19 protein-coding genes are annotated in these 19,692 nt (G+C 38.7%); 11 read left to right on the top strand and 8 right to left on the bottom strand.

Features of this window, described 5'->3' with window-relative positions; all coding sequences use genetic code 11:
- Positions 1 to 312: 312 nt before the first annotated feature.
- The gene (locus I8T81_RS09975; RefSeq protein ID WP_198071032.1) at positions 313 to 1,299 is read left to right on the top strand and encodes an AraC family transcriptional regulator; all 987 of its coding nucleotides are present in this window, start codon (positions 313 to 315) and stop codon (positions 1,297 to 1,299) included.
- A 70-nt stretch (positions 1,300 to 1,369) separates the two neighbouring features.
- On the opposite strand, the gene I8T81_RS09970 is transcribed toward I8T81_RS09975, so the two are convergent.
- A complete protein-coding gene (locus I8T81_RS09970) occupies positions 1,370 to 2,713 on the bottom strand; it encodes an MFS transporter (RefSeq protein ID WP_198071031.1) in 1,344 nt (447 codons plus the stop codon).
- A 16-nt stretch (positions 2,714 to 2,729) separates the two neighbouring features.
- On the bottom strand, positions 2,730 to 3,941 hold the full coding sequence (locus I8T81_RS09965) for an OprD family outer membrane porin (protein ID WP_406935406.1): 1,212 nt from the start codon (positions 3,939 to 3,941) through the stop codon (positions 2,730 to 2,732).
- A gap of 369 nt (positions 3,942 to 4,310) precedes the next feature.
- Here I8T81_RS09965 and I8T81_RS09960 point away from each other — a divergent pair, with 369 nt between their 5' ends.
- Genes I8T81_RS09960 through I8T81_RS09940 form a run of 5 tightly spaced genes read left to right on the top strand, consistent with a single transcriptional unit; the run spans position 4,311 to position 9,199 of the window.
- Positions 4,311 to 5,561: a dienelactone hydrolase family protein gene (locus I8T81_RS09960; protein ID WP_198071029.1), complete on the top strand. Its 1,251-nt coding sequence runs from the start codon at positions 4,311 to 4,313 to the stop codon at positions 5,559 to 5,561.
- A gap of 12 nt (positions 5,562 to 5,573) precedes the next feature.
- Complete coding sequence (locus I8T81_RS09955; protein WP_001017893.1) at positions 5,574 to 6,359, top strand: SDR family oxidoreductase; 786 nt, start codon at positions 5,574 to 5,576, stop codon at positions 6,357 to 6,359.
- A gap of 43 nt (positions 6,360 to 6,402) precedes the next feature.
- Positions 6,403 to 7,641, top strand: a complete 1,239-nt coding sequence (locus I8T81_RS09950; RefSeq protein ID WP_198071028.1) for a styrene monooxygenase/indole monooxygenase family protein — start codon at positions 6,403 to 6,405, stop codon at positions 7,639 to 7,641.
- Between the two features lie 26 nt (positions 7,642 to 7,667).
- Entirely contained in the window at positions 7,668 to 8,198 is a 531-nt protein-coding gene (locus tag I8T81_RS09945; protein ID WP_016141070.1) for a flavin reductase family protein, read from the top strand.
- A 53-nt stretch (positions 8,199 to 8,251) separates the two neighbouring features.
- The gene (locus I8T81_RS09940) at positions 8,252 to 9,199 is read left to right on the top strand and encodes a SphA family protein (RefSeq protein WP_198071027.1); all 948 of its coding nucleotides are present in this window, start codon (positions 8,252 to 8,254) and stop codon (positions 9,197 to 9,199) included.
- Between the two features lie 56 nt (positions 9,200 to 9,255).
- Here I8T81_RS09940 and I8T81_RS09935 read toward each other — a convergent pair whose 3' ends face one another.
- The 4 genes from I8T81_RS09935 to antA all read right to left on the bottom strand — a co-directional run bounded on the left by I8T81_RS09935 (position 9,256) and on the right by antA (position 13,713).
- Entirely contained in the window at positions 9,256 to 10,314 is a 1,059-nt protein-coding gene (locus I8T81_RS09935; protein WP_198071026.1) for an AraC family transcriptional regulator, read from the bottom strand.
- A gap of 449 nt (positions 10,315 to 10,763) precedes the next feature.
- A complete protein-coding gene (gene antC, locus I8T81_RS09930) occupies positions 10,764 to 11,798 on the bottom strand; it encodes an anthranilate 1,2-dioxygenase electron transfer component AntC (protein WP_134261700.1) in 1,035 nt (344 codons plus the stop codon).
- 5 nt (positions 11,799 to 11,803) lie between these two features.
- Positions 11,804 to 12,295 (bottom strand): anthranilate 1,2-dioxygenase small subunit, encoded by a 492-nt coding sequence (gene antB, locus I8T81_RS09925; RefSeq protein ID WP_198071025.1) that lies wholly within the window; start codon positions 12,293 to 12,295, stop codon positions 11,804 to 11,806.
- Between the two features lie 2 nt (positions 12,296 to 12,297).
- Complete coding sequence (gene antA / locus I8T81_RS09920; protein WP_005305140.1) at positions 12,298 to 13,713, bottom strand: anthranilate 1,2-dioxygenase large subunit; 1,416 nt, start codon at positions 13,711 to 13,713, stop codon at positions 12,298 to 12,300.
- A gap of 219 nt (positions 13,714 to 13,932) precedes the next feature.
- Between antA and I8T81_RS09915 the strand changes: the two genes are divergently transcribed.
- The 4 genes from I8T81_RS09915 to I8T81_RS09900 all read left to right on the top strand — a co-directional run bounded on the left by I8T81_RS09915 (position 13,933) and on the right by I8T81_RS09900 (position 16,565).
- Positions 13,933 to 14,283: a winged helix-turn-helix domain-containing protein gene (locus I8T81_RS09915; protein WP_198071024.1), complete on the top strand. Its 351-nt coding sequence runs from the start codon at positions 13,933 to 13,935 to the stop codon at positions 14,281 to 14,283.
- A gap of 182 nt (positions 14,284 to 14,465) precedes the next feature.
- On the top strand, positions 14,466 to 15,251 hold the full coding sequence (gene modA, locus I8T81_RS09910; RefSeq protein ID WP_198071023.1) for a molybdate ABC transporter substrate-binding protein: 786 nt from the start codon (positions 14,466 to 14,468) through the stop codon (positions 15,249 to 15,251).
- Entirely contained in the window at positions 15,248 to 15,940 is a 693-nt protein-coding gene (modB, locus tag I8T81_RS09905) for a molybdate ABC transporter permease subunit (RefSeq protein ID WP_000971585.1), read from the top strand. The genes modA and modB overlap by 4 nt, the downstream gene beginning before the upstream one ends.
- A 4-nt stretch (positions 15,941 to 15,944) precedes the next feature.
- Complete coding sequence (locus I8T81_RS09900) at positions 15,945 to 16,565, top strand: ATP-binding cassette domain-containing protein (protein WP_198071022.1); 621 nt, start codon at positions 15,945 to 15,947, stop codon at positions 16,563 to 16,565.
- Positions 16,566 to 16,611: 46 nt separating this feature from the next.
- On the opposite strand, the gene I8T81_RS09895 is transcribed toward I8T81_RS09900, so the two are convergent.
- Complete coding sequence (locus tag I8T81_RS09895; RefSeq protein ID WP_198071021.1) at positions 16,612 to 18,216, bottom strand: PepSY-associated TM helix domain-containing protein; 1,605 nt, start codon at positions 18,214 to 18,216, stop codon at positions 16,612 to 16,614.
- Between the two features lie 2 nt (positions 18,217 to 18,218).
- On the bottom strand, positions 18,219 to 18,509 hold the full coding sequence (locus tag I8T81_RS09890; protein ID WP_077163931.1) for a hypothetical protein: 291 nt from the start codon (positions 18,507 to 18,509) through the stop codon (positions 18,219 to 18,221).
- 413 nt (positions 18,510 to 18,922) lie between these two features.
- On the opposite strand from I8T81_RS09890, the gene I8T81_RS09885 reads away from it, so the two are divergent.
- Complete coding sequence (locus I8T81_RS09885; protein ID WP_198071020.1) at positions 18,923 to 19,654, top strand: 4'-phosphopantetheinyl transferase family protein; 732 nt, start codon at positions 18,923 to 18,925, stop codon at positions 19,652 to 19,654.
- Positions 19,655 to 19,692 lie beyond the last annotated feature (38 nt).

The raw sequence follows: 19,692 nt of genomic DNA, 5'->3' as shown, positions 1-19,692 counted from the left end.
AAAGCCGCTTATTTTAAATAGGCGGTTTTTTTATTCATTAAAATTTACGGTAGTCTACTGTTCAAAATAATGATTTATATCTACTCTATTTGTTTATAAAAAATCTAATAAAATAAGTTTGTTAAAGTATGAAATTATACTTTAAAGGTATTTAACTTATTTCCATTTTTAAAATCTAATAGAATATGAGAAAGTAATCTTTACTCTCTTTCTTGATTAGATATTTTTCAGGAAAATTCGTCAATTAAAGGATATTAATTGGCATACAAGTTGCTTTTTAAGCAATAAGTTATTTAGCTAGGTGAAAAGGATATGATATCACTCAGCCAACAGACGGAACTCAATCATTATTCTCGCAAAGCTGAATTTGCGCAGAATTTGATGTCCACAATTTGTGGTGAACACCGTCTAGACACAATTTACAAAGACACTCTCGATTTTCACTATGACGGAATGCGTTTGCCTAATAAAAAAATGGCAATCGGTACAATCAGTTATGGTGCAAACGTTGCCATTAACATCTCAAATTTAAAAGCATATAGCATTAGTTTGCCGATACAAGGTCGACAAGCCCTCAACATTCGTGGTGCTCATTATCAATCTGATGAAAACAAGGGCCTTATTGTTTCAAATAACGATCAGCAAGATTTGATTATCGATAAAGATTGCAGAAAATTTCAGGTGGTTATTCCTGAACGAAGTATGCAGATTGTCCTTGCGGATCTACTGAATAAGCCCATAGAGTCGCCTATCATTTTTAATCCTGAAATGCATTTGGACTCGGAGCAACTTATTGGTGCATGGTGGAAGAACATTCAAAATTTTTTACAGCTAAAATCGCAATATAGCAATTTTTATGGTTTGCAGATGTTGTCTGAAGACTATGAAAATTTTGTAATTAAAGCCTTACTATTATCTCAAGAAAACAACTACTCTGAAGCCTTAAAGTCACTCTCACATCAGGATGAGCCAGCTTATATTCGTAAGGTTCGTAATTTTATTATTGAACATGCGCACGAAGAAATCTGTGCAGAAGATTTGCAGCGTCTCGCTGGAGTTTCAAAATCAAAATTGTATGACGAATTTCAACAATACTACGGCACCAGTCCAATGTCGTATTTAAAAAAATATCGTCTCCAACAAATTTATAAAATCCTGAGCACAACAGGAGCAGATAGAAAGGTTTCTATTTCAAAGCTTGCCTATGACTGGGGCTTTAACCATTTAAGTCGTTTTTCTCAAGAATATCGCGAAGAGTTCGGCGAAAATCCAAGTGAGACTAAAGGCAAAATTTTCTAATATTTAATTTTTCCAAATAAAAAAACTGATTTAATTATTTAAATCAGTTTTTTTATTTATCGATTAATATTTATAGACTTTCTTCTAGCTTTAACACTTGTTTATTTTTAGATTTCTCATAAATCACTTTCAGGCTAAGTGCAATAAATGAGATGAAAGTTGGTAGTGCAAGAATAAAGAAAATACCGCTTAAGCTTAGGTTGAAAGTGAAAATAAGAGATCCAAAGAAAGCACCTAAAATTGCACCAATACGACCAATACCATGCATCCATGAAACGCCAACTGCGCGGCACACTGCCGGATAGAACATAGCTGCAAGTGGCAGTAATGAAGACTGAGCACCTGCGAGTAATGCACCAATTAAGAAAATAGTAAGGCCTAATAAGAAAATATTTGTGCTCACTAGACCTGCAACAATGAATAGTCCAAAAGCAATCAGGTATGAATATTTAATGACTGTAGTTGGATTCAGTTTATCCATGTACCATCCCATAATGGTTGCACCAATTACACCACCAAAAGGGAAAATCGCGGCAATTAAACTAAACTGTTGCGTACTAAAACCTGCTGTTTTTAAAATCGTTGGCATCCAGCTTGTTAAAAGATAAAACACCAAAAGACTGGTAAAGCAGCAGAGCCAAAGCATGCTTGAACCCCACAGGTATTTACCTAAAACGACTTTAACTGGATTTTCATCTGAAGCATTTTCTGCTTGAGTTAAAACAAGTTTTACCGGCTCTTGAAAAGAATGACCTTGAATGTTTTCTAAAATACGCTGAGCTTTGTCTTGTTGATGACGTGTAATTAAGTATTGAGTTGATTCAGGTAATTTAAGCAATAAAGCAACTACTAAAATGAGCGGAATGCTTCCGCCAATAATAATCACCTTAGCCCAGCCATAACTTTCTAATAGATAAGCTGACAACACACCACCACAAGAAATACCCAGCATAAAACCACAGCCAGCAAGACCTGTAAGGAATGCTTTACGCTTTACAGGCATATATTCAGACACAATGGTACTAATGTTTGGCATGGCTGCACCTAAACCAACACCTGTAATAAATCTATAAATCATTAAGTCTTGGGTTGAATTAGCAAAGCCACACAAAATCGTAAATATGGAAAATAAAAGACTTGTAAAAACAATGACGCCTTTACGTCCAAATTTATCGGACAAAGGCCCAGAAATGATTGCACCTATCGACATACCGACTAAGGCAGCACTTAAAACTGGAGCAAGTTGGGGCTTGGTAATTCCCCAATCATCTAGCAATGCAGGGGCAACAAAACCAATAATTCCTGTGTCTAGACCATCACAGAAGAAGACAAAAAAGCCTAGGATAAAAACCATCCACTGTAGTGGAGATAGTTTCTCACGGTTGATAATCGTGTTTGCATCTATCGTTTTCATACGTATTCCTTATTCATTAAAATTTTTTGCTGTAATTGACGAAGAAACGGTTTTCAGAGAAATCATTTCCATGCTTAACGTCATAATTGATGAAGATATACTGAAGCGCTAAGCCTTTGAGGAATGGCTGTTGAAGGGCATAATTGACAATAACGTTTGCTTCACTTTCTTTATTTTTTAAGCCATCTGCTGTCTTAAAGTGATCGCCATATACATATTTGAAAGTGGTATTTAAGCCAGGCACATAATCTTTAAAGTCATAGCCATAAATAAAGTGATAGGACTTTTCATCTTTTTTGAAGAAACCAGTCGTGTTCCAGTTAATGAAATAAGTTTCAGGCAAGAAACCATCTGGTAACGGGTAAGCAGACTCACCAATAATTTGCTGATAACCCACACCAAAACTATGATTTTTTACTTTAAGCGTTTCTAGTAGCCCTACATTTTGTGCATCGATGTCAAAAAGATTTCCATTATCTTTGGCATTGAAATATTTGAACTTTGAATTAACTGAAAAATTAGAATTTTTCCATATATAGTCAACGCCGACATAATGTTTGTTATATAAATCCTCCATATTCCCAAAGTAATATTCACCCTTCAACGCAGGCGTAAATTGATAGCGAAGATCTATGTAGTTAAGTCCATCGGAGTAGCCAGTCACACCTTTTGAAGTAAAAGAAAATCTGTGAAAGTCTTCTTCATTTCGCGGTGATACTTTTTCAATACGGCCAATTTCAGCAAAAAGCTTATCGTTTAGCTGACTCTTAAGATTAGTTCCCCAATAAGATGTCAGGAGTTGTCGACTTGCATCTACAGTGGTTACGGGTAAATCCAGCCATAACTCACCAATGCTGAGTACTGTCTTGTTGTAGCCTAGCTTTAAGGTCGCGCCATATTTTAGGTAATCAGGTGCTTGGGACTGCGTGGCTTTATCAAAAGGTAATACCGTATCTGCAACATGTTTATCTTGGCTTAAACGAACCGCATATTGTGCTGAAGCATTTGCGCCAATTTGAATTGGGGTTCCACCAATTTCTAACGGCGTATCATGCATATTTGAGTTGTAAAATAGAGAAACTGATTGTGACCAGCTACCTGTATCTTTTACATCTGGATTGTCATAGTTTCTGTCTATATATGCATTTTTTGATGTAAATTTCCATTCTTCATCCGCTGAATAAGCCTGAGTAGAAAATGCACTACAACATAAAATATTGATGAGCATTAACGTTTTTTGTTGTCCATAAATTGGCCATGGTCGATGCATAAATAAAACGCCTTAATTTAGAAAATGACTGGGCTTTTTTTATGTAATCAAACGAATTACATGACTTGATTGAACTATTTTTAGCCAATCGTCACTATCCAATAAGTCCTAATCTTCATCCATTTTTTCCAAATGAGATAAAAAGTATTAATTTAATTTTTTAATTTAAACTTTTGAAATATAGGTATTTCTTATTTTTTTAGTTTTTATCCAGTTTGATGGATTTTGATAATTGCGCAGAGATTGGATAGTGCTTGCAGCTTTTGGACAGTCTAAAAAAAATTTCGGATAGAAGATAAAGCCATAACAATGTCAGGAGTTGACACTATGGCTGGTCAAACCATTCAAATTAAAACAGCATCTGGAAAGCAGTTCAGTGCATATCTAGCGACGCCAGAAACAGGAAAAGGACCCGGTGTGGTGCTTTGTCAGGAAATCTTTGGGGTGAATGCAGCCATGCGAGAAAAAGCAGAATTTCTTGCAGAAGAAGGCTATACCGTTTTAGTTCCTGATTTATTTTGGCGTGTAGCACCTAATATTGAACTGGGTTATACACCAGAAGATTTTCAAAAGGCTTTTGAACTTTATCAGCAATATGATGAAAATCTTGGGGTTGAAGATATTCAGGACAGCTTATCTTTTTTAAAGACTCGACCAGAATGTGACACTTCTACAGGCCTCGGAGTTGTGGGGTACTGTTTGGGTGGAAAGCTTGCGTATCTGGCAGGTTGTCGACTTTCGGAAGTGGCATGTGCTGTAGGTTATTACGGTGTAGGCATTGAAAAAGCGTTAGATGAGTTAGCTAACGTAAAGGGTCGTTTGGTTTTACATATTGCAGAACTGGACCAATTTACACCGCCAGATGCAAGACAAGCGATTGTTAATGCAGCCAACCAATATTCAAATGTACAGACCTATGTTTACGAAGGTGTTGATCATGCCTTTGCACGCCCTAAAAGCAATCATTATCACAAACCGTCAGCACGTTTTGCCCACGAGCGTACAGTAACCGCTCTACATGACACGATTGGACCGAAATATGACTTAGTTGCGCTATGGGAAGAGCATATTCGTCATGAGTTTGATACGCGTGATGTGCCAGCAACCATGGCAACGATGGTTGCAGAACCTTATGTCAACCATATTCCAACTTTAACTGGTGGTGTAGGCCAAAGCCAGCTTGCCCGTTTTTATCAATATCACTTTGTTCATCAAAATCCGAAAGATATGAAGATCACTTCGATCTCTCGTACGGTTGGCTCAACGCAAGTAGTAGACGAGTTCATAATGAGCTTCACACATGACGTTGAAATTGACTGGTTATTACCGGGTGTAAAACCGACTGGTAAATATGTCGAAATTCCAATGTTAGGTGTAATTCAGTTCAGAGGTTCAAAGTTGTGCCATGAGCATATTTACTGGGACCAAGCATCGGTGCTCGTTCAAATTGGTTTATTAGACCCAACAGGTTTGCCAGTTGCAGGTGTCGAGACAGCACGAAAACTTCTTGATGAAGATCTTCCTTCAAATACGTTGATGCCATCTTGGTCAAGTAGTGAAGGCAAACCAGTCAATTAAGGAGGATCTGCAATGAATATAGATTTAAAAGGAAAAGTCGCTGTGGTGAGTGGCGGTGCAACACTGATTGGTAAAGCTGTGGTACAAGCCTTAGTCAGTGCAGGTGCTCATGTCGCTATTTTAGATATTGATGCCAAAGGTAAGGCGATTGCCGAAAGCTTTAACCATGATGTGATGTTTATTCAAACCGATTTAACCAGTGATGCAGCTATTCAACAAGCTGTGGCAGATATTCATCAACATTTAGGTGAAGTGAGTTACTTGGTCAATCTGGCATGTACATATTTAGATGAAGGTTTCAAATCTTCACGTCAAGACTGGTTACAAGCACTCGATATTAATTTGGTCTCTACAGTTGAGCTGAGCCGTGCTTTATACCATGACCTAAAAAAGCAGCAAGGTTCAATCGTTAATTTTACTTCAATCTCGGCCAAAGTAGCACAAACAGGGCGCTGGTTATATCCAGTGTCTAAAGCCGCGATTCGTCAACTCACACAAAGCATGGCAATGGATTTTGCTGCCGATGGTATTCGCGTCAACTCAGTTTCACCAGGTTGGACATGGTCTCGAGTCATTGCAGAAGTCAGCGGTAATAACCGCGAAAAGGCCGATAGCGTGGCAGCCGATTATCACTTGCTAGGCCGATTGGGTCATCCCGAAGAAGTTGCCAATGTTGTTTTGTTTTTATTGTCACCCGCTGCGAGTTTTGTCACCGGAGCAGATTATGCGGTCGACGGTGGATATTCAGTAATGGGCCCTGAAGGATCACAGCCCGCTATTCCACGTTTAGCCGAATAGCACAGCGTTTTAAAAGCACATTTAGAAAATTATGGAGAAGATTATGCGCCGTATTGCAATTGTTGGAGCAGGACAGTCTGGTTTACAGCTTGGTTTAGGCTTATTAGATACAGGCTATGACGTGACCATGATCACCAATCGAACTGCCGATGAAATCCGTAAAGGTAAAGTCATGTCAAGCCAGTGTATGTTTCATACCGCTTTACAAACTGAACGTGACTTGGGACTAAATTTTTGGGAAGAACAATGTCCAGCGGTAGAAGGCATTGGACTAGCTTTAGTTAATCCTGAAAATGGTGATAAAGCATTTGAATGGAGTGCTCGTCTTGAGCGCTACGCCCAATCGGTCGATCAACGCGTCAAAATGCCATATTGGATGGAAGAATTTGAACGCCGTGGTGGCCGATTGGTAATTCAGGATGTGGGAATAGACGAGTTAGAACAACTCGCAAACGACTACGAACTTGTATTACTCGCGGCTGGTAAAGGTGAAGTCGTTAAGCAGTTTGAGCGTGATGATGCACGTAGCGTTTTTGATAAGCCACAGCGCGCTTTGGCATTGACCTATGTCAAAAACATGAAGCCAATTTCGCCATACTCTCGTGTGACTTTTAATATTATTCCAGAAGTGGGCGAATACTTTTCATTTCCAGCACTTACCGTGAATGGTCCTTGCGACATTATGGTGTTTGAAGGTATTCCAAATGGGCCAATGGATTGCTGGCAAGATGTCAAAACATCTGAACAGCATCTGCAATGCAGTTTGGACTTACTCAAGAAATTTGTGCCTTGGGAATATGAACGCTGCGCGAATGTTGAGTTAACCGATGCTGGTGGATATTTAGCAGGACGTTTCCCGCCGACAGTACGTAAACCCGTTTTAACCTTACCGTCTGGCAAGAAAATTTTTGGTATGGCAGATGCCTTGGTGGTGAATGATCCGATTACTGGTCAAGGCTCAAACAACGCTGCTAAGTGCAGCAAAATCTATTTCGATGCCATTTTAGCCAATGATAATCAAAACTTTAGCGAACAATGGATGGTTCAAACTTTTGAACGTTATTGGGCTTATGCAGAAAAAGTGGTGGCTTGGACCAATAGCCTATTAGTACCACCGCAGCCCCATGTTGTTGAACTCCTAGCAGCTGCAAGCCAAAACCAAAGCATTGCTTCAATTATGGCCAATAACTTTGATGACCCTCGTGCCTTTGCTCCTTGGTGGTTTGATGCAAATCAGGCTCAAGCATTCATGGCCTCAAAAACCGCAGCAAAAGTAGCCTAGGTCATAGTCAAAGAGAGATATGAAAAATGGACACAATTGAAACTTTAGCTTTACAAGCGATTAATGCTGAAAACCCAAGAGAAATCCGTAATTTGCTTGGACAGTTTGCAACTGGCGTTACCGTGATTACAACTCGTGGTAAAGATGGTCGGAAAATAGGAATGACGGCCAATTCATTTTCGTCGCTGTCTTTAGACCCACCATTAATTTTGTGGAGTCTTTCAAAAACAGCGCCAAGTTTGTCTGATTTTGTAGAGGCTGAATATTTTGCCATTCACATGTTGGCACAAGAGCATCATCAGCTTTCAGGACATTTTGCTCGGGGTGCTGAAGATAAATTTGCAGGCATTGCCCATCAGCAATGCAATGCAGGTGTTCCTATTTTGACCGATGCACTCGCGACCTTGGTTTGCCGCAATGTAAATCAGTATGAAGGCGGCGATCACCTGATTTTTATTGGTCAAATTGAACAATACCAACAACGCCAAGGTGAACCATTGGTATTCCACGCAGGAAAGTATCGGATTGCCGCAGAGCATCCAGAATTAGCACATTAATTCACCACAATCACGATCAATCCGGTCGTGATTTTTTTATAGGAAATAAGAAGATGAAAAGCACTTTAATTAAGCATGGCTTTTTAGCAGGGACATTGTTGGGTTTGCCATTAGTTTCTCATGCCTATGATTTACCGACCGTAAACTTAGGTATGACCAGCTTTCTCGATGGCGGTTTACCCGCAGGACCTGGCTGGTATGCTCAAACTTACTTTCAAAATTACGATAGTAATAAACTTGCCGATCCCAATGGACAAAAATTAGGTTTACCTAAAACAGATTTAAATTATCAAGTATTGGTTGAGCAGATTAGTTATTTATCGAATGTCCGAGTAAAGGATAAAGCCAGCCTGGGTATGAATTTTTTAATTCCTTTTGTCAGCAAAATGGACATGGATGATGGATTGAATAATGCTGCTATTAAAGCCCAAAGTGGCTTTGGGGACATTATGATTGGACCTTTTATTCAGTTCGATCCAGTCATGGGTGCACAAGGGCCGAAGTTTGTACATCGTTTTGAGTTTCAGGTGAATTTACCTACGGGCGAATATGATCGGCAAAAAGATATTAACCCCAGTAATAACGCTGTTTCATTTGACCCTTATTGGGCTGCAACGTATTGGTTTAATCCTAAATGGACCGCATCCACACGTATCCATTATCTCTATAACTTTAAAAATAATGACCCAAGCTATGCTTTTGCTGGAGCAAATGATATGCAAGCTGGGCAAGCAATTCATGCAAACTTCGCAACAGACTATGCCATTACTGAACAGTTTCGCTTAGGACTAAATGGCTATTGGCTAAAACAAGTCACTGATACCGAAGTCGATGGTGAAAAAGTCAAAGGTAGACGTGAGCAAGTCTGGGCGATTGGTCCGGGTGCGATGTATAGTTTTTCTAAAAATGATCACTTGGTTGCAAATGCTTATTTTGAGCAAGATGCTGAAAACCGTCCAGAGGGAACACGACTACAAGTTCGTTATGTCCATCATTTTTAAATTATAAGAAAAGCCTTTTATATCAATCAATATAAAAGGCTTTTATCTATTTTGGTTTAAGAAAAAATTGAAGTAATTAAGCCTGAACCTTCAATGTGACCAGAACGGCGAGTAGACGAAGGTAACTCACCATAACGGCGTTTATATTCTTGAGAAAAACGGCCTAAGTGAGTAAATCCCCATTTAAATGCAACGTCTGTAACCGATAGATTTTCATTATGCATCAGCTCTAAATGAGCTTGTTCAAAGCGTAATTCTTTTAAATAAGACATTGGGGTAGTCCCCAAATAGTTTTTAAAACCAGTAAATAGGGTTCTTACGCTCACGCCTGCATGTTCAGCTAAAATTTCGACATTAAGTGGCTCATGTAAATGTTCTTTTATATAGGCTTCTGTACGCTTCACAAAATAAGGAGAGACTGTTTTTTCTTTATACTGATCTATTTTATGTAATGCGTTATTGGGTTGACCATAAATGAGTGCATTAAAAAGATTTGACTCAAACTGTTTAAAGGCTAAAGGATGATGAAGCGGGTGTTGCTCACATGCTAAAGCATCCATCAGTGTTCTAACGAGCTGTAAAAAGTAGGCTCCACTTTGTGTAGCAAAGTCTAATTTTGGGTCAAAAATGAGTAAGTTGTTTTCTGAATCAGCAATGTGCTGACGGCAATGATAAGTAAAATCATCCTTTGAAACTTTTAGAATGAGCTGTGGTGAGTTCGCGTGCCAGCGCATACGTAAAGATTGCTGAGGGGAAATAAGAGAGGCAACTTGAGAATAAGAAATAAACTTTTGCGAACCAAACTCGATTTCTGCATAGCCTTGAGTTGGAATTTGAATTAAGTAAAAGTTATCAAGATGATCTGGTTCAATAATGACATCCGCACCATATTCCAAGCGACTAATAGACAGGGCACCTGTTTTAACATGGTGCATGGTTGCACTGAAATCTCGCTTCTGTTGAGAGATTTTAAGATCATGCGGTTTAAAAATTTGCCCAACATTTCGGCAGGTTTCGCTTAAATCGTGATGATCAAACACTAAATTATGATTGGTAAAGATAGACTCATTTTGAAAATGACGTCCACTGAGTTCGTGGGAGTTGGCTTGGTTCATATTTATCCCTTTTGGCTCACTCCTGTATTTACCTGTGTTGTAAAAGCTTTAAAACTTCACTATGCAGCAAGTAAATACGGCACTTAAAAAATTAAGTTACTCGCAAATTACTATGAGATATAAGCAAAATACAGACCAATTTAACCGCTAATTAATGTGATTTTCTCAAATTTTTAGTTCGGATCTAGTCCATCAATTTAATAAATTCGAGAAAGAGAATAGAGGGATATAAAAGGTGCTATAAGTTAATCTCATCATGACCTTATTCCTTAAGATCTATCAAATTTATAGCAAATCCAAGTGAACTGGTCAATTTATTTTGTCGGAATTTATTGTTTTATATTATTGATATATAATAAATTTTAATTTAAATGCAAAAATTCAATATACCCCCTACAGAGTATATTGAATCATTTCAGGTTTTAGTGGTTTTTAAATTATTTATACTTTTAACGTGAGGTATTACTCTGTAAAAACTTCTCGCTGTAAATACGGTAGTTTTGCAAAGATTGTTCATCTAACCAATTTTTAACAGCTTCAATCATTGGCGGTGGACCACATAAATACATATCAAAAGCCTGCTCGGCCAGTTGATCTTTATTCAAGTGCTCATGAATATAGCCAGCTTTGCCTTGCCAAGCTTCGGTTGCTTTAGTCACAATCGGGTGATAACTAAAGTTTGGTAGCTGCTCCGCGTAGGCATGTAAACGCTGTTGTTCGCATAAATCGGTTTCATTATTTACGCCGTAGTACAACTGAACTGAAGGTGAGTTAGGTTGCTCAACCAAGTTATCAAGCATTCCCAAGAAAGCTGATAATCCTGTTCCACCTGCCACAAAAACAAGTGGTCGCTGTACTTCACGTAAATAAAAACTACCAAGCGGCGCTTCAATAAGTAGGCTTTGTCCAACCTGACAACGGTCACGCAGGTAATTGCTCATCACACCGTCTGGCAATAGACGAATTAAAAATTGCAATTGATTGGTTGTATTTGGTCTATTTGCAAAAGAATAAGAACGCCAATCTTCAGTATCTGGAATTTGCAAACGAGCATATTGACCCGGCAAAAACTGAAGTTGTGCGGTATGACTGCTCGCATCAAGATGTAAAATTGCTGTTGTTTCAGAAACCAGCTCAACCGCTGTCACTTTGGTTTCAATTTTTAAGGTATCACCAGCATTACAGATAGCAGAATCATGATCGAAATAAAAAGCTGCATCGGATTTCACACGTGTCTGGCAAGCTAACATTTTACGCTCAGCCAAATCACGCTCACTTAATGCATCTTCATCAACATATTCTTGTTCATAAATGCCGGTTTCACACTGACCCTGACAGGTACCACAAACACCTTCGCGGCAGTCAAGAGGTAGGTTAATCCCTTGGCGAACTGCTGCATCAAGCAACAATTCGTCGTTATTTACCGAAATGAAAAAGGTTTTGCCATCGGCAAAGTTAAGTGCAACTGAATGTCCCATTTTCATTCCCCTTAAACGTGATAAAAGTCTAAAACGGAATCAATTTTGTCATTAAGCAAAATGCTGTGCTGACGACGAATGCGGAAACCATCTGCTGTTTGGCGTAAAAGATAAGTAGCGTGTCCGTAAAAACAGCCTTCTAAACCTTGACGGTTATAAAGCGTTTGCCATGCAACTTTTGCTTCAATTAATCCATCATCCAGTGTTTTAACTCGAATGTTATTTATGCTGTGCAAAGTACGTGGTAAAGGTGTTGCCGAGGCTGCTTTTCCAGTACGAATACGGAATACACGGTCTTCAAGGCCTGTACGGTCCGCATAATAAATATAAGACAAGCCCTGATTTGGATCTTGAACATAGTTATGGTCATCAATCCACTGTGGAATATGATATTCACTATCTTCATCGTAAAGCTCTAGATAGGCATCCCAGCCATAAGCATCACAAAGTTCTGCTTTTTTGTACAAAAACTGAGATACAGCAAAATATAGTTCTTGTGACATGGTTACACCTCATCCATTACAGCATTGTTTTCGAAAGTAATATCCTGCATTTTCAATGCTTTCTTGTTTAAGCCGTCGAGCATTAGACGTTGCCAGTGTCCATGTTGATTTACATAGAGTCCTTCATGGGTAAATTCACGGCCAGTAATGACGGGTTGAATGCCTAAATCTTGTGAGTTTTTGGTCGCGCCATATTCCCAAGACTGACAACCACGTGAAATATCGCTCCAACGTTCAAGACGTGCTTGGAAACCTTTTTGTTGCTCACGGAATTCAACTAAATCGTCTGGCGTACCAAGGCCCGACACATTAAAGAAATCTTCAAACTGGCGAATACGGTTACGGCGTGCTTCTGCAGATTCACCTTTAACGCCAATACATTGACTAATGACTTCGGTTTTATTCCATGACACAGGGCGAACAATACGAAGTTGTGAACTAATTTGGTCCATAAAAAATAGGCTAGGGTACAAGTTTAAGTTTCTTAAACGGTGCATTGCCCATTCAGCATATTTGTCACCATATTTTTCGACCATATATGGCATAACCGTGCTGTAGCCCGGACGAACAGTTGGGTTCGGCATGTCACTAAATAAAACACTATGACCATTTTTAAAACTAAACCAGCCATCGTCAGTTTCTGAATCACCGGCACCTAATTTGCTGTAATCGAGCGTGTCGAGTTCTTCACCTTTTGATGCATTGACTTGCTGACGGTGTTGAACTGTAGAGACATAGTTATAGTGAACAGTACTTACATGATAACCATCTAGGCCATTTTCATTTTGTAGCTTCCAGTTACCTGCAAAGGTATAAGATGACTTGCCTTGAAGTACTTCGAGTTCACCTGTTGGCGACTGGTTAACCATTAAATCAAGGAACAATTTGGCATCGCCCAAAAAGTCTTCTAGAGAATCTGTTGCTTGAGTATCAAGGCTTACAAATACAAATCCACGATAGCTGGCAATACGGCCTTGTTTTAAGCCTCGGCTTGATTTATCAAAATCTTCACAATATTCACCAGGTGCTTTAACTTTCACCAAACGGCCATCTGACTTATAGCACCATGCGTGGAATGGACAAGTGAATGTAGATTGGTTGCCTTTAGCAACACGTGTTAATGTTGCGCCGCGGTGCTCACAAGCATTAACCATTGCGTGTAATTCGCCTTTACCATCACGGCTCACAATAATTGGTTGACGGCCAATTTGAACTGTTAGGAAATCATGATTGTTTGGAATCTCACTTTCGTGACATGCATAAATCCAAACCTTTTCAAAAATAAGTTCCATTTCCAAGTCAAACAGTTCAGGCTCGGTAAACATATTTCGTGCAATACGAAACACGCCATCGTTAGGACGGAAGTCGATACATCCATCTACAAAATCATTCCATTGTTTTAAATTAGATGAGGTCATTTGCTCAATCCTATTCATTCAGCTTTTAACTGATTGAACCGTGATTAGGCTTTGGTCTCTATCCGTTTTTTCCAGATCTTTATCCACTTTGTGCAGTTTTGATTTTTTAATAAGACTCTTTTTAAGAGCTAATCGAGATTTAAATTTGTATATGTCTTAGCTTGTTAAACTTCCCTATAATGTTAACGAGCATAAAATAAACTTTTGTGAACTAAGCCTATGAAAGAAAAAAACTTAAAATTACAGATTAGAATTCTTTTAGAGCAGAACATTGCATTTGGACCGGGTAAGGCAGACTTACTTGAAGCAATTGAGAAAACTGGTTCGATCTCACAAGCTGCAAAATCTATGAATATGAGTTACCGCCGTGCGTGGCAGTTGGTAGACACCATGAACCAGTGTTTTGAAACAGCTTTAGTTGAAACTCAAACAGGTGGAACACATGGTGGTGGGGCTGCCGTTACAGCTTTGGGCCAGAATGTCTTACAGCATTACCGCCAAATGGAAATCAATGCTCGACAAGCCTTAGAACAGGGCTATCAAATTATGGGTAGCTATTTAAAGAAATAAGATGAGAAATATTTTATAAATCAAAGAATTTAAGCGAGAATCAGTTTTTGCTTAACTATAATTTTTAACTGCTTAGAAAAAAATATCCATCTTTATAAATAATTTCTACTTTTCATCGTCTATGCTTATCGCTATATTCTTGGGTATATATCGCTGCAAAAAACGACAAAAAGGTAAACATAATGGTAAGTGATACGAATATAAAAAAGTTGGCTTTAGTCTGTTCGGTGCTCAGCATAGGATTAGTCTTTAATGTTCCAGCCAAAGCTGAATCGGTTACCGTTTATGCAGCAGCGAGCTTAACCAATGCTATTAACGATTTAGAAAAAATTTATGAAAAACAAAATAAAGTAGAAGTTAAAACTTCATATGCAGGCTCATCGACCTTAGCGAAACAAATTGAAGCTGGGGCACCAGCGGATGTATTTATTTCAGCAGATACCCAGTGGATGGATTATCTGCAAAATAAAAAATTAGTTGCAACAAATGACCGTATAAATCTATTAGGCAACCGTCTGGCTGTAATTACCCCTAAAGGGCAGTCACTAAATGTAAAACTAGATAAAACCACCGATCCCAATAAAGTATTTACTGGCAAGATTTGTACAGGGGATACCAAAAGTGTGCCTGTAGGCAAATATGCTAAACAAGCATTTACTAACCTAGGTTGGTGGACCCGTATTGAGCCAAAGTTAGTTGAAACAGAAGATGTTCGAGCGGCATTAAACTTTGTTGCGCGAGGTGAATGTCAGGTTGGCATTGTCTATGCAACTGATGCAGCGATTAGTAAAGATGTAACAGTAGTTGGTGTATTTCCAGAAAATACGCATTCACCAATTATTTATCCTGTAGGGTTGATTAAAAAGAATCCAAGCTCAACAAAGTTCTATCAATTTTTACAGAGCAATCAAGCCAAAGCTGTTTTTAAAAAATATGGTTTTAGCGTGTTGGCTCCAGCAAAGCCATGATGTTTTCTTTAACTCCAGAAGAACTGAGCGTTTTGCAACTTTCTTGTAAGGTGGCAGCGAGTTGTCTTGTCGTCAGTATTATTCCTGCAATTTGTGTGGGATGGTTTTTGGCACGTAAAGAGTTCTGGGGGAAGTCATTCATTGAAACATTGGTGTTTTTACCTTTAGTGCTACCGCCGGTCGTTCCTGGTTATTTGTTATTACAAGTTTTTGGGAGCCGCGGCATTATTGGACAATATTTGGCACCGCTCGGAATTGATTTTGCATTTAACTGGAAAGGTGCCGTTCTTGCTTCAGCAGTAATGGGTTTTCCGCTATTGGTGCAATCGATTCGACTAGCGATTGAACTGGTCGATCAGCGCTTAGAAATGGCAGCAAAGACACTAGGTGCCTCATCTTTAGGGGCATTTTTTCATGTCACTTTACCTCTTGCCAGCAGTGGTATTTTAATTGGTGCTATTTTGTGCTTTTGCCGCAGTTTAGGTGAGTTTGGTGCGACTATTACCTTTGTGGGTAATATTTCAAATGAAACGCGTACTTTGCCTTTGGCTATGTATAGCTTAATGCAACAGCCCGATACAGAAGCAGCTATTCAAAGGCTTATTGTTTTATCATTAAGTGTGGCTTTTTTAGCCTTATGGTTTGCACAGTGGTTTCATCGTTATCAAAAGAAGCGTTTAGGACGGTAAGGTTATGTTGATTGATTGCCGTTTTCAGCTACAGATGGGTCAATTTCATATTGAGCCTAACTTCCAGTCGGATGCTTCTGTTATTGGGCTATTTGGTGCATCGGGTTCAGGTAAAACATCAATTTTACATGCCATTGCAGGGCTGAACACACCGCATAGTGGACTCATTAAGATACAGGGCCAAACATGGTTTGATTCAGATCACAAAATTAACTTGAGCACGCAAAAGCGACATGTTGGATTGGTCTTTCAAGATGCTCAGCTTTTTCCGCATAAAACAGTAAAACAAAACTTATTATTTGGTCTTAAGCACCTATCCCAACAAGAACGTCACTTTGAAGCAGATTACATTATTGAATTATTAAAGTTAGGGCACTTATTAGAACGTATGCCCATCAAACTCTCAGGTGGTGAAAAACAGCGCGTGGCACTGGGTCGAGCATTATTATATTCACCTAAGCTGTTATTGCTTGATGAGCCGTTATCAGCACTAGATGCGAATCATAAAGCTGAAATTATTCCTTTTTTTCAGAAGGTAAAAGAGGAAATAAAAATTCCGATGATTTATGTGAGTCATGATATTCAAGAAATTAAACAACTGACCGAAACAATGTGGGTTTTATAATTTTTCATATTTCACACATTATTTCAGTCTAGTCGATTTATGGTTGTTAGCTAGCCCATAAACTACCCGTTGGAGCAGATTTTCGGCGATCTTGGGCTTGTTGATAAAAACGCCAGAAAGCGAAAGCAAAAATGATAGCTAAGAAATCAACCACTAAGATTTCTCCGCCATGTACCCATAAGCCACTTTGAGGAATGAAGTAGGCTAAAAGGGATGTAAGCGGAATCGCAAATAACACTAAAACCAAGGTTAACAGCAGTTGTGGTAAAGCTTTTGCATAGCCAATCACAAAGGTATAAATCAAACTCAGTAGGAAAATCGCATAATAACCATACATAAAGAGGTGATTCATGCTTTCAATATTGAGTGTAGCGAAAAGCCAACGACTGGCCAACATTGTACCTACGACAGCTAAAACACACCCTAAACATGCACCTATCGTTAAGTTCGCAAGGAACACTAAATCTTTACGTTGAACAGGAACAGGATCTTCAGCACGCTTTTGCTTACGTGCACGAGTTTCAACCCAAAGGATGTTACCTGTATAAAACAAGAAAGCGCCACCGACACCTAACACAAAATAAATCCAACGTACGCCCGTACCCCCAAAACTTCCAAAATGTAGGCTAAACATGGCGTTGATTAACTTATTCCCGGCATCAGTCTGTGTGTTAATGCCTTTATGGTTAAAGTGCTCAACTGCATATGGGTTCATACGCATAAAGTCATGATTTGCACCACGCAACATCTGATCTGAACTATACAGGGCAATACGTGCATTGGCTTTTTCAGGTTTATCTAGGCCACTGAACTGGATATAGTCAACAGAATATTCAGGTGCTACTTTTTTAGCTTGAGCTAATATTTGCTGCACATCAATTTGTGTTTGTTTAGGTTGAATAAGCGCTGGGGGAGAACGCTGAAAAACAGGCTGTCCTTTGAGTGCAAGTTGTCCAATTGCATCATAAAAAAGGTCATGAAAAGCAAAGACAATAACGCTAATACTAATAATGATGTGGAACGGTAAGCTCGTAATTCCAATAACATTATGCGCATCTAACCAAAAACGCTTTTTATTTTTACCAGGGCGAATAACAAAGTAATCCTTTACCAAGGTTGGCAAAAGAATAATGACTCCTGAAAGTAAAGCAAGAAAATATAAAATCGAAACCACGCCCATCACATAGAGACCTAATCCGTGATGGCCTGCCATGCCCGGTATGCCTGCTGTTTCATGTAACTGTTCAATTAGCCAGCCTGCTTTAGATAAGTTTTCTTGGGCAACGATTAACTGACCTTTATCATCTAAGCTAGCCATCCACGTAGACTGAGCAGCATTAAAGCCATCTCCACGTTCATGTTCACTCCAAGTAATGGGTGCATAGTGAAATTCATTGGACGATAAATTTAGTGTGAAGTTCTTTTGTGCAGCAGGATAGGCAGTCTGTACTTTTTGAATGAGTTCATTATATTGGTCGGGTGAGACTTTCGGTAAAACTTGCTGTGTTGGCGTAGCCCACTTACTAATATGGTGCTGAAACATGCTGAGCCCACCAGCAAAGAAACAGATAAAAAGCAAAATACCTGCACATACACCCACCCAAGTATGCATACTTTTTGCTAATTTCATGATGTCTGAACGTACTTTCATGTTTAACCCCGTAAGACAAAAATACAGCTATACGCTAGGGCATTAGCAATGAATAAATAGATAAGCGCTTTTCGTCCAGTCGTAAAAAAATAACTGCCAAACATAATAGGCATCCAAAACCAAGGAACACTCCACATTCCTACTTGCACCAATAAATCCATGGCAACATAAGGTTGGCCTAATAAAACAATTAAATTACCAATAGCGATAGAAAGACTTAGACCAAAAACACCACCAGCAAAAGTTTTACTCCACCAGTCTGGCTGGATCGGAGACTGAATTTTAGCTTTCATGAAATCAGTTTCCGTTTAAAAAGCGCCATAAAAGGGAGGAAAGACCACGCAAAAATGATGAGCATAAACCAACAAAAAGCAGCAACCACTTTTGGTAAGCTTGCAAAGAGCGCAATAAATCCAATGCCTAATAGCACTAGACCCAAATACTTAAAGAAAGTAGGAAGATGTTGAGACAGTAGATTTTGGTTGCTATGACTACAATAGATACTGACCGCTCCCAACAGGGTCAAAAAAAGTCCTATAAGTTTCATAATCGATGTTTATAAGTAAATTAAAGTCAAAATTTACCCAACAGTATAAGTAAATAATAATTATTATCAAATGATAAATATAATTATTTATATGTTTGTGGTGAGTAAGTTAAGATAGGAGGTAACTCATTAAAAATATTTATTTTGAAGTCGAATACATTGAGCAATTATCTATACATTCCTGAACAAATCAGTAAATCAATTTATGAAATCTCGAGTCCTATTTTTCTTACATCAGAGCTATTTTGTTATGGGCTAGATTTATCGCAAACAACGCATTTGCATATACACCAACGATTAGAGCATCCCCTAAAAATTGCTCAAGCGCGTGTCGAACGTAAAAATGAGTACTTATGTGGCAGGGTCTTAGCTCAGGCTGTTTTAAATCATCATTTCGGTTTAGATCAGCCAATAACCTCTATGTATGAACATTTACCCATTTGGCCCTCTCGTATTTTGGGTAGTATTAGTCATTCACAAAATAAGTTAATTGTTGCGCTATCTAACCATGCGGTTTATTTGGGAATTGATATTGAGCACTGGGTGACCTCAGAATTTGCTCAAGAGAGTGCACATCTTGTTTTAACGCCGTCTGAGTTCGATTTATGGAAAAGTAAAGCGGCTGATTTTTTTGATTTTGCCCGTTATGTAAGCTTGATTTTTTCTATAAAAGAAAGTCTATATAAAGCGGTTTATCCTACTGCAAAGCAATATATCGATTTCTTAGAAGCATCTATCGTTGATATTAATTTTGAAAATCAAACATTAACGCTAACTTTCTTGCCAGAAATTCAACAACGTTATCAACTCTTAGAACAATATCAAGGTGGTTGGACTGTAGAGCAAGACCATATTATGACTTGGGTTTTTCAAGCACGAAATTTTGCTTAAAATAAAAGAAGGCAACGAATTGCCTTCTTTTATTTTAG

Source organism: Acinetobacter seifertii (genome assembly GCF_016064815.1).
Taxonomy (GTDB): domain Bacteria; phylum Pseudomonadota; class Gammaproteobacteria; order Pseudomonadales; family Moraxellaceae; genus Acinetobacter; species Acinetobacter seifertii.
This window is presented reverse-complemented; position numbering and strand designations above follow the sequence as displayed.

What these genes read in the sequence shown, in the direction of transcription:
- I8T81_RS09895 (WP_198071021.1), bottom strand. Translation starts at nt 18,216, where the DNA reads ATGAAAGTACGTTCAGACATCATGAAATTAGCAAAAAGTATGCATACT.
- modA (WP_198071023.1), top strand. Translation starts at nt 14,466, where the DNA reads ATGGTAAGTGATACGAATATAAAAAAGTTGGCTTTAGTCTGTTCGGTG.
- I8T81_RS09955 (WP_001017893.1), top strand. Translation starts at nt 5,574, where the DNA reads ATGAATATAGATTTAAAAGGAAAAGTCGCTGTGGTGAGTGGCGGTGCA.
- I8T81_RS09965 (WP_406935406.1), bottom strand. Translation starts at nt 3,941, where the DNA reads ATGCTCATCAATATTTTATGTTGTAGTGCATTTTCTACTCAGGCTTAT.
- I8T81_RS09935 (WP_198071026.1), bottom strand. Translation starts at nt 10,314, where the DNA reads ATGAACCAAGCCAACTCCCACGAACTCAGTGGACGTCATTTTCAAAAT.
- I8T81_RS09900 (WP_198071022.1), top strand. Translation starts at nt 15,945, where the DNA reads ATGTTGATTGATTGCCGTTTTCAGCTACAGATGGGTCAATTTCATATT.
- I8T81_RS09915 (WP_198071024.1), top strand. Translation starts at nt 13,933, where the DNA reads ATGAAAGAAAAAAACTTAAAATTACAGATTAGAATTCTTTTAGAGCAG.
- antA (WP_005305140.1), bottom strand. Translation starts at nt 13,713, where the DNA reads ATGACCTCATCTAATTTAAAACAATGGAATGATTTTGTAGATGGATGT.
- I8T81_RS09970 (WP_198071031.1), bottom strand. Translation starts at nt 2,713, where the DNA reads ATGAAAACGATAGATGCAAACACGATTATCAACCGTGAGAAACTATCT.
- antB (WP_198071025.1), bottom strand. Translation starts at nt 12,295, where the DNA reads ATGTCACAAGAACTATATTTTGCTGTATCTCAGTTTTTGTACAAAAAA.
- I8T81_RS09890 (WP_077163931.1), bottom strand. Translation starts at nt 18,509, where the DNA reads ATGAAAGCTAAAATTCAGTCTCCGATCCAGCCAGACTGGTGGAGTAAA.
- I8T81_RS09940 (WP_198071027.1), top strand. Translation starts at nt 8,252, where the DNA reads ATGAAAAGCACTTTAATTAAGCATGGCTTTTTAGCAGGGACATTGTTG.
- antC (WP_134261700.1), bottom strand. Translation starts at nt 11,798, where the DNA reads ATGAAAATGGGACATTCAGTTGCACTTAACTTTGCCGATGGCAAAACC.
- modB (WP_000971585.1), top strand. Translation starts at nt 15,248, where the DNA reads ATGATGTTTTCTTTAACTCCAGAAGAACTGAGCGTTTTGCAACTTTCT.
- I8T81_RS09975 (WP_198071032.1), top strand. Translation starts at nt 313, where the DNA reads ATGATATCACTCAGCCAACAGACGGAACTCAATCATTATTCTCGCAAA.
- I8T81_RS09960 (WP_198071029.1), top strand. Translation starts at nt 4,311, where the DNA reads ATGGCTGGTCAAACCATTCAAATTAAAACAGCATCTGGAAAGCAGTTC.
- I8T81_RS09945 (WP_016141070.1), top strand. Translation starts at nt 7,668, where the DNA reads ATGGACACAATTGAAACTTTAGCTTTACAAGCGATTAATGCTGAAAAC.
- I8T81_RS09950 (WP_198071028.1), top strand. Translation starts at nt 6,403, where the DNA reads ATGCGCCGTATTGCAATTGTTGGAGCAGGACAGTCTGGTTTACAGCTT.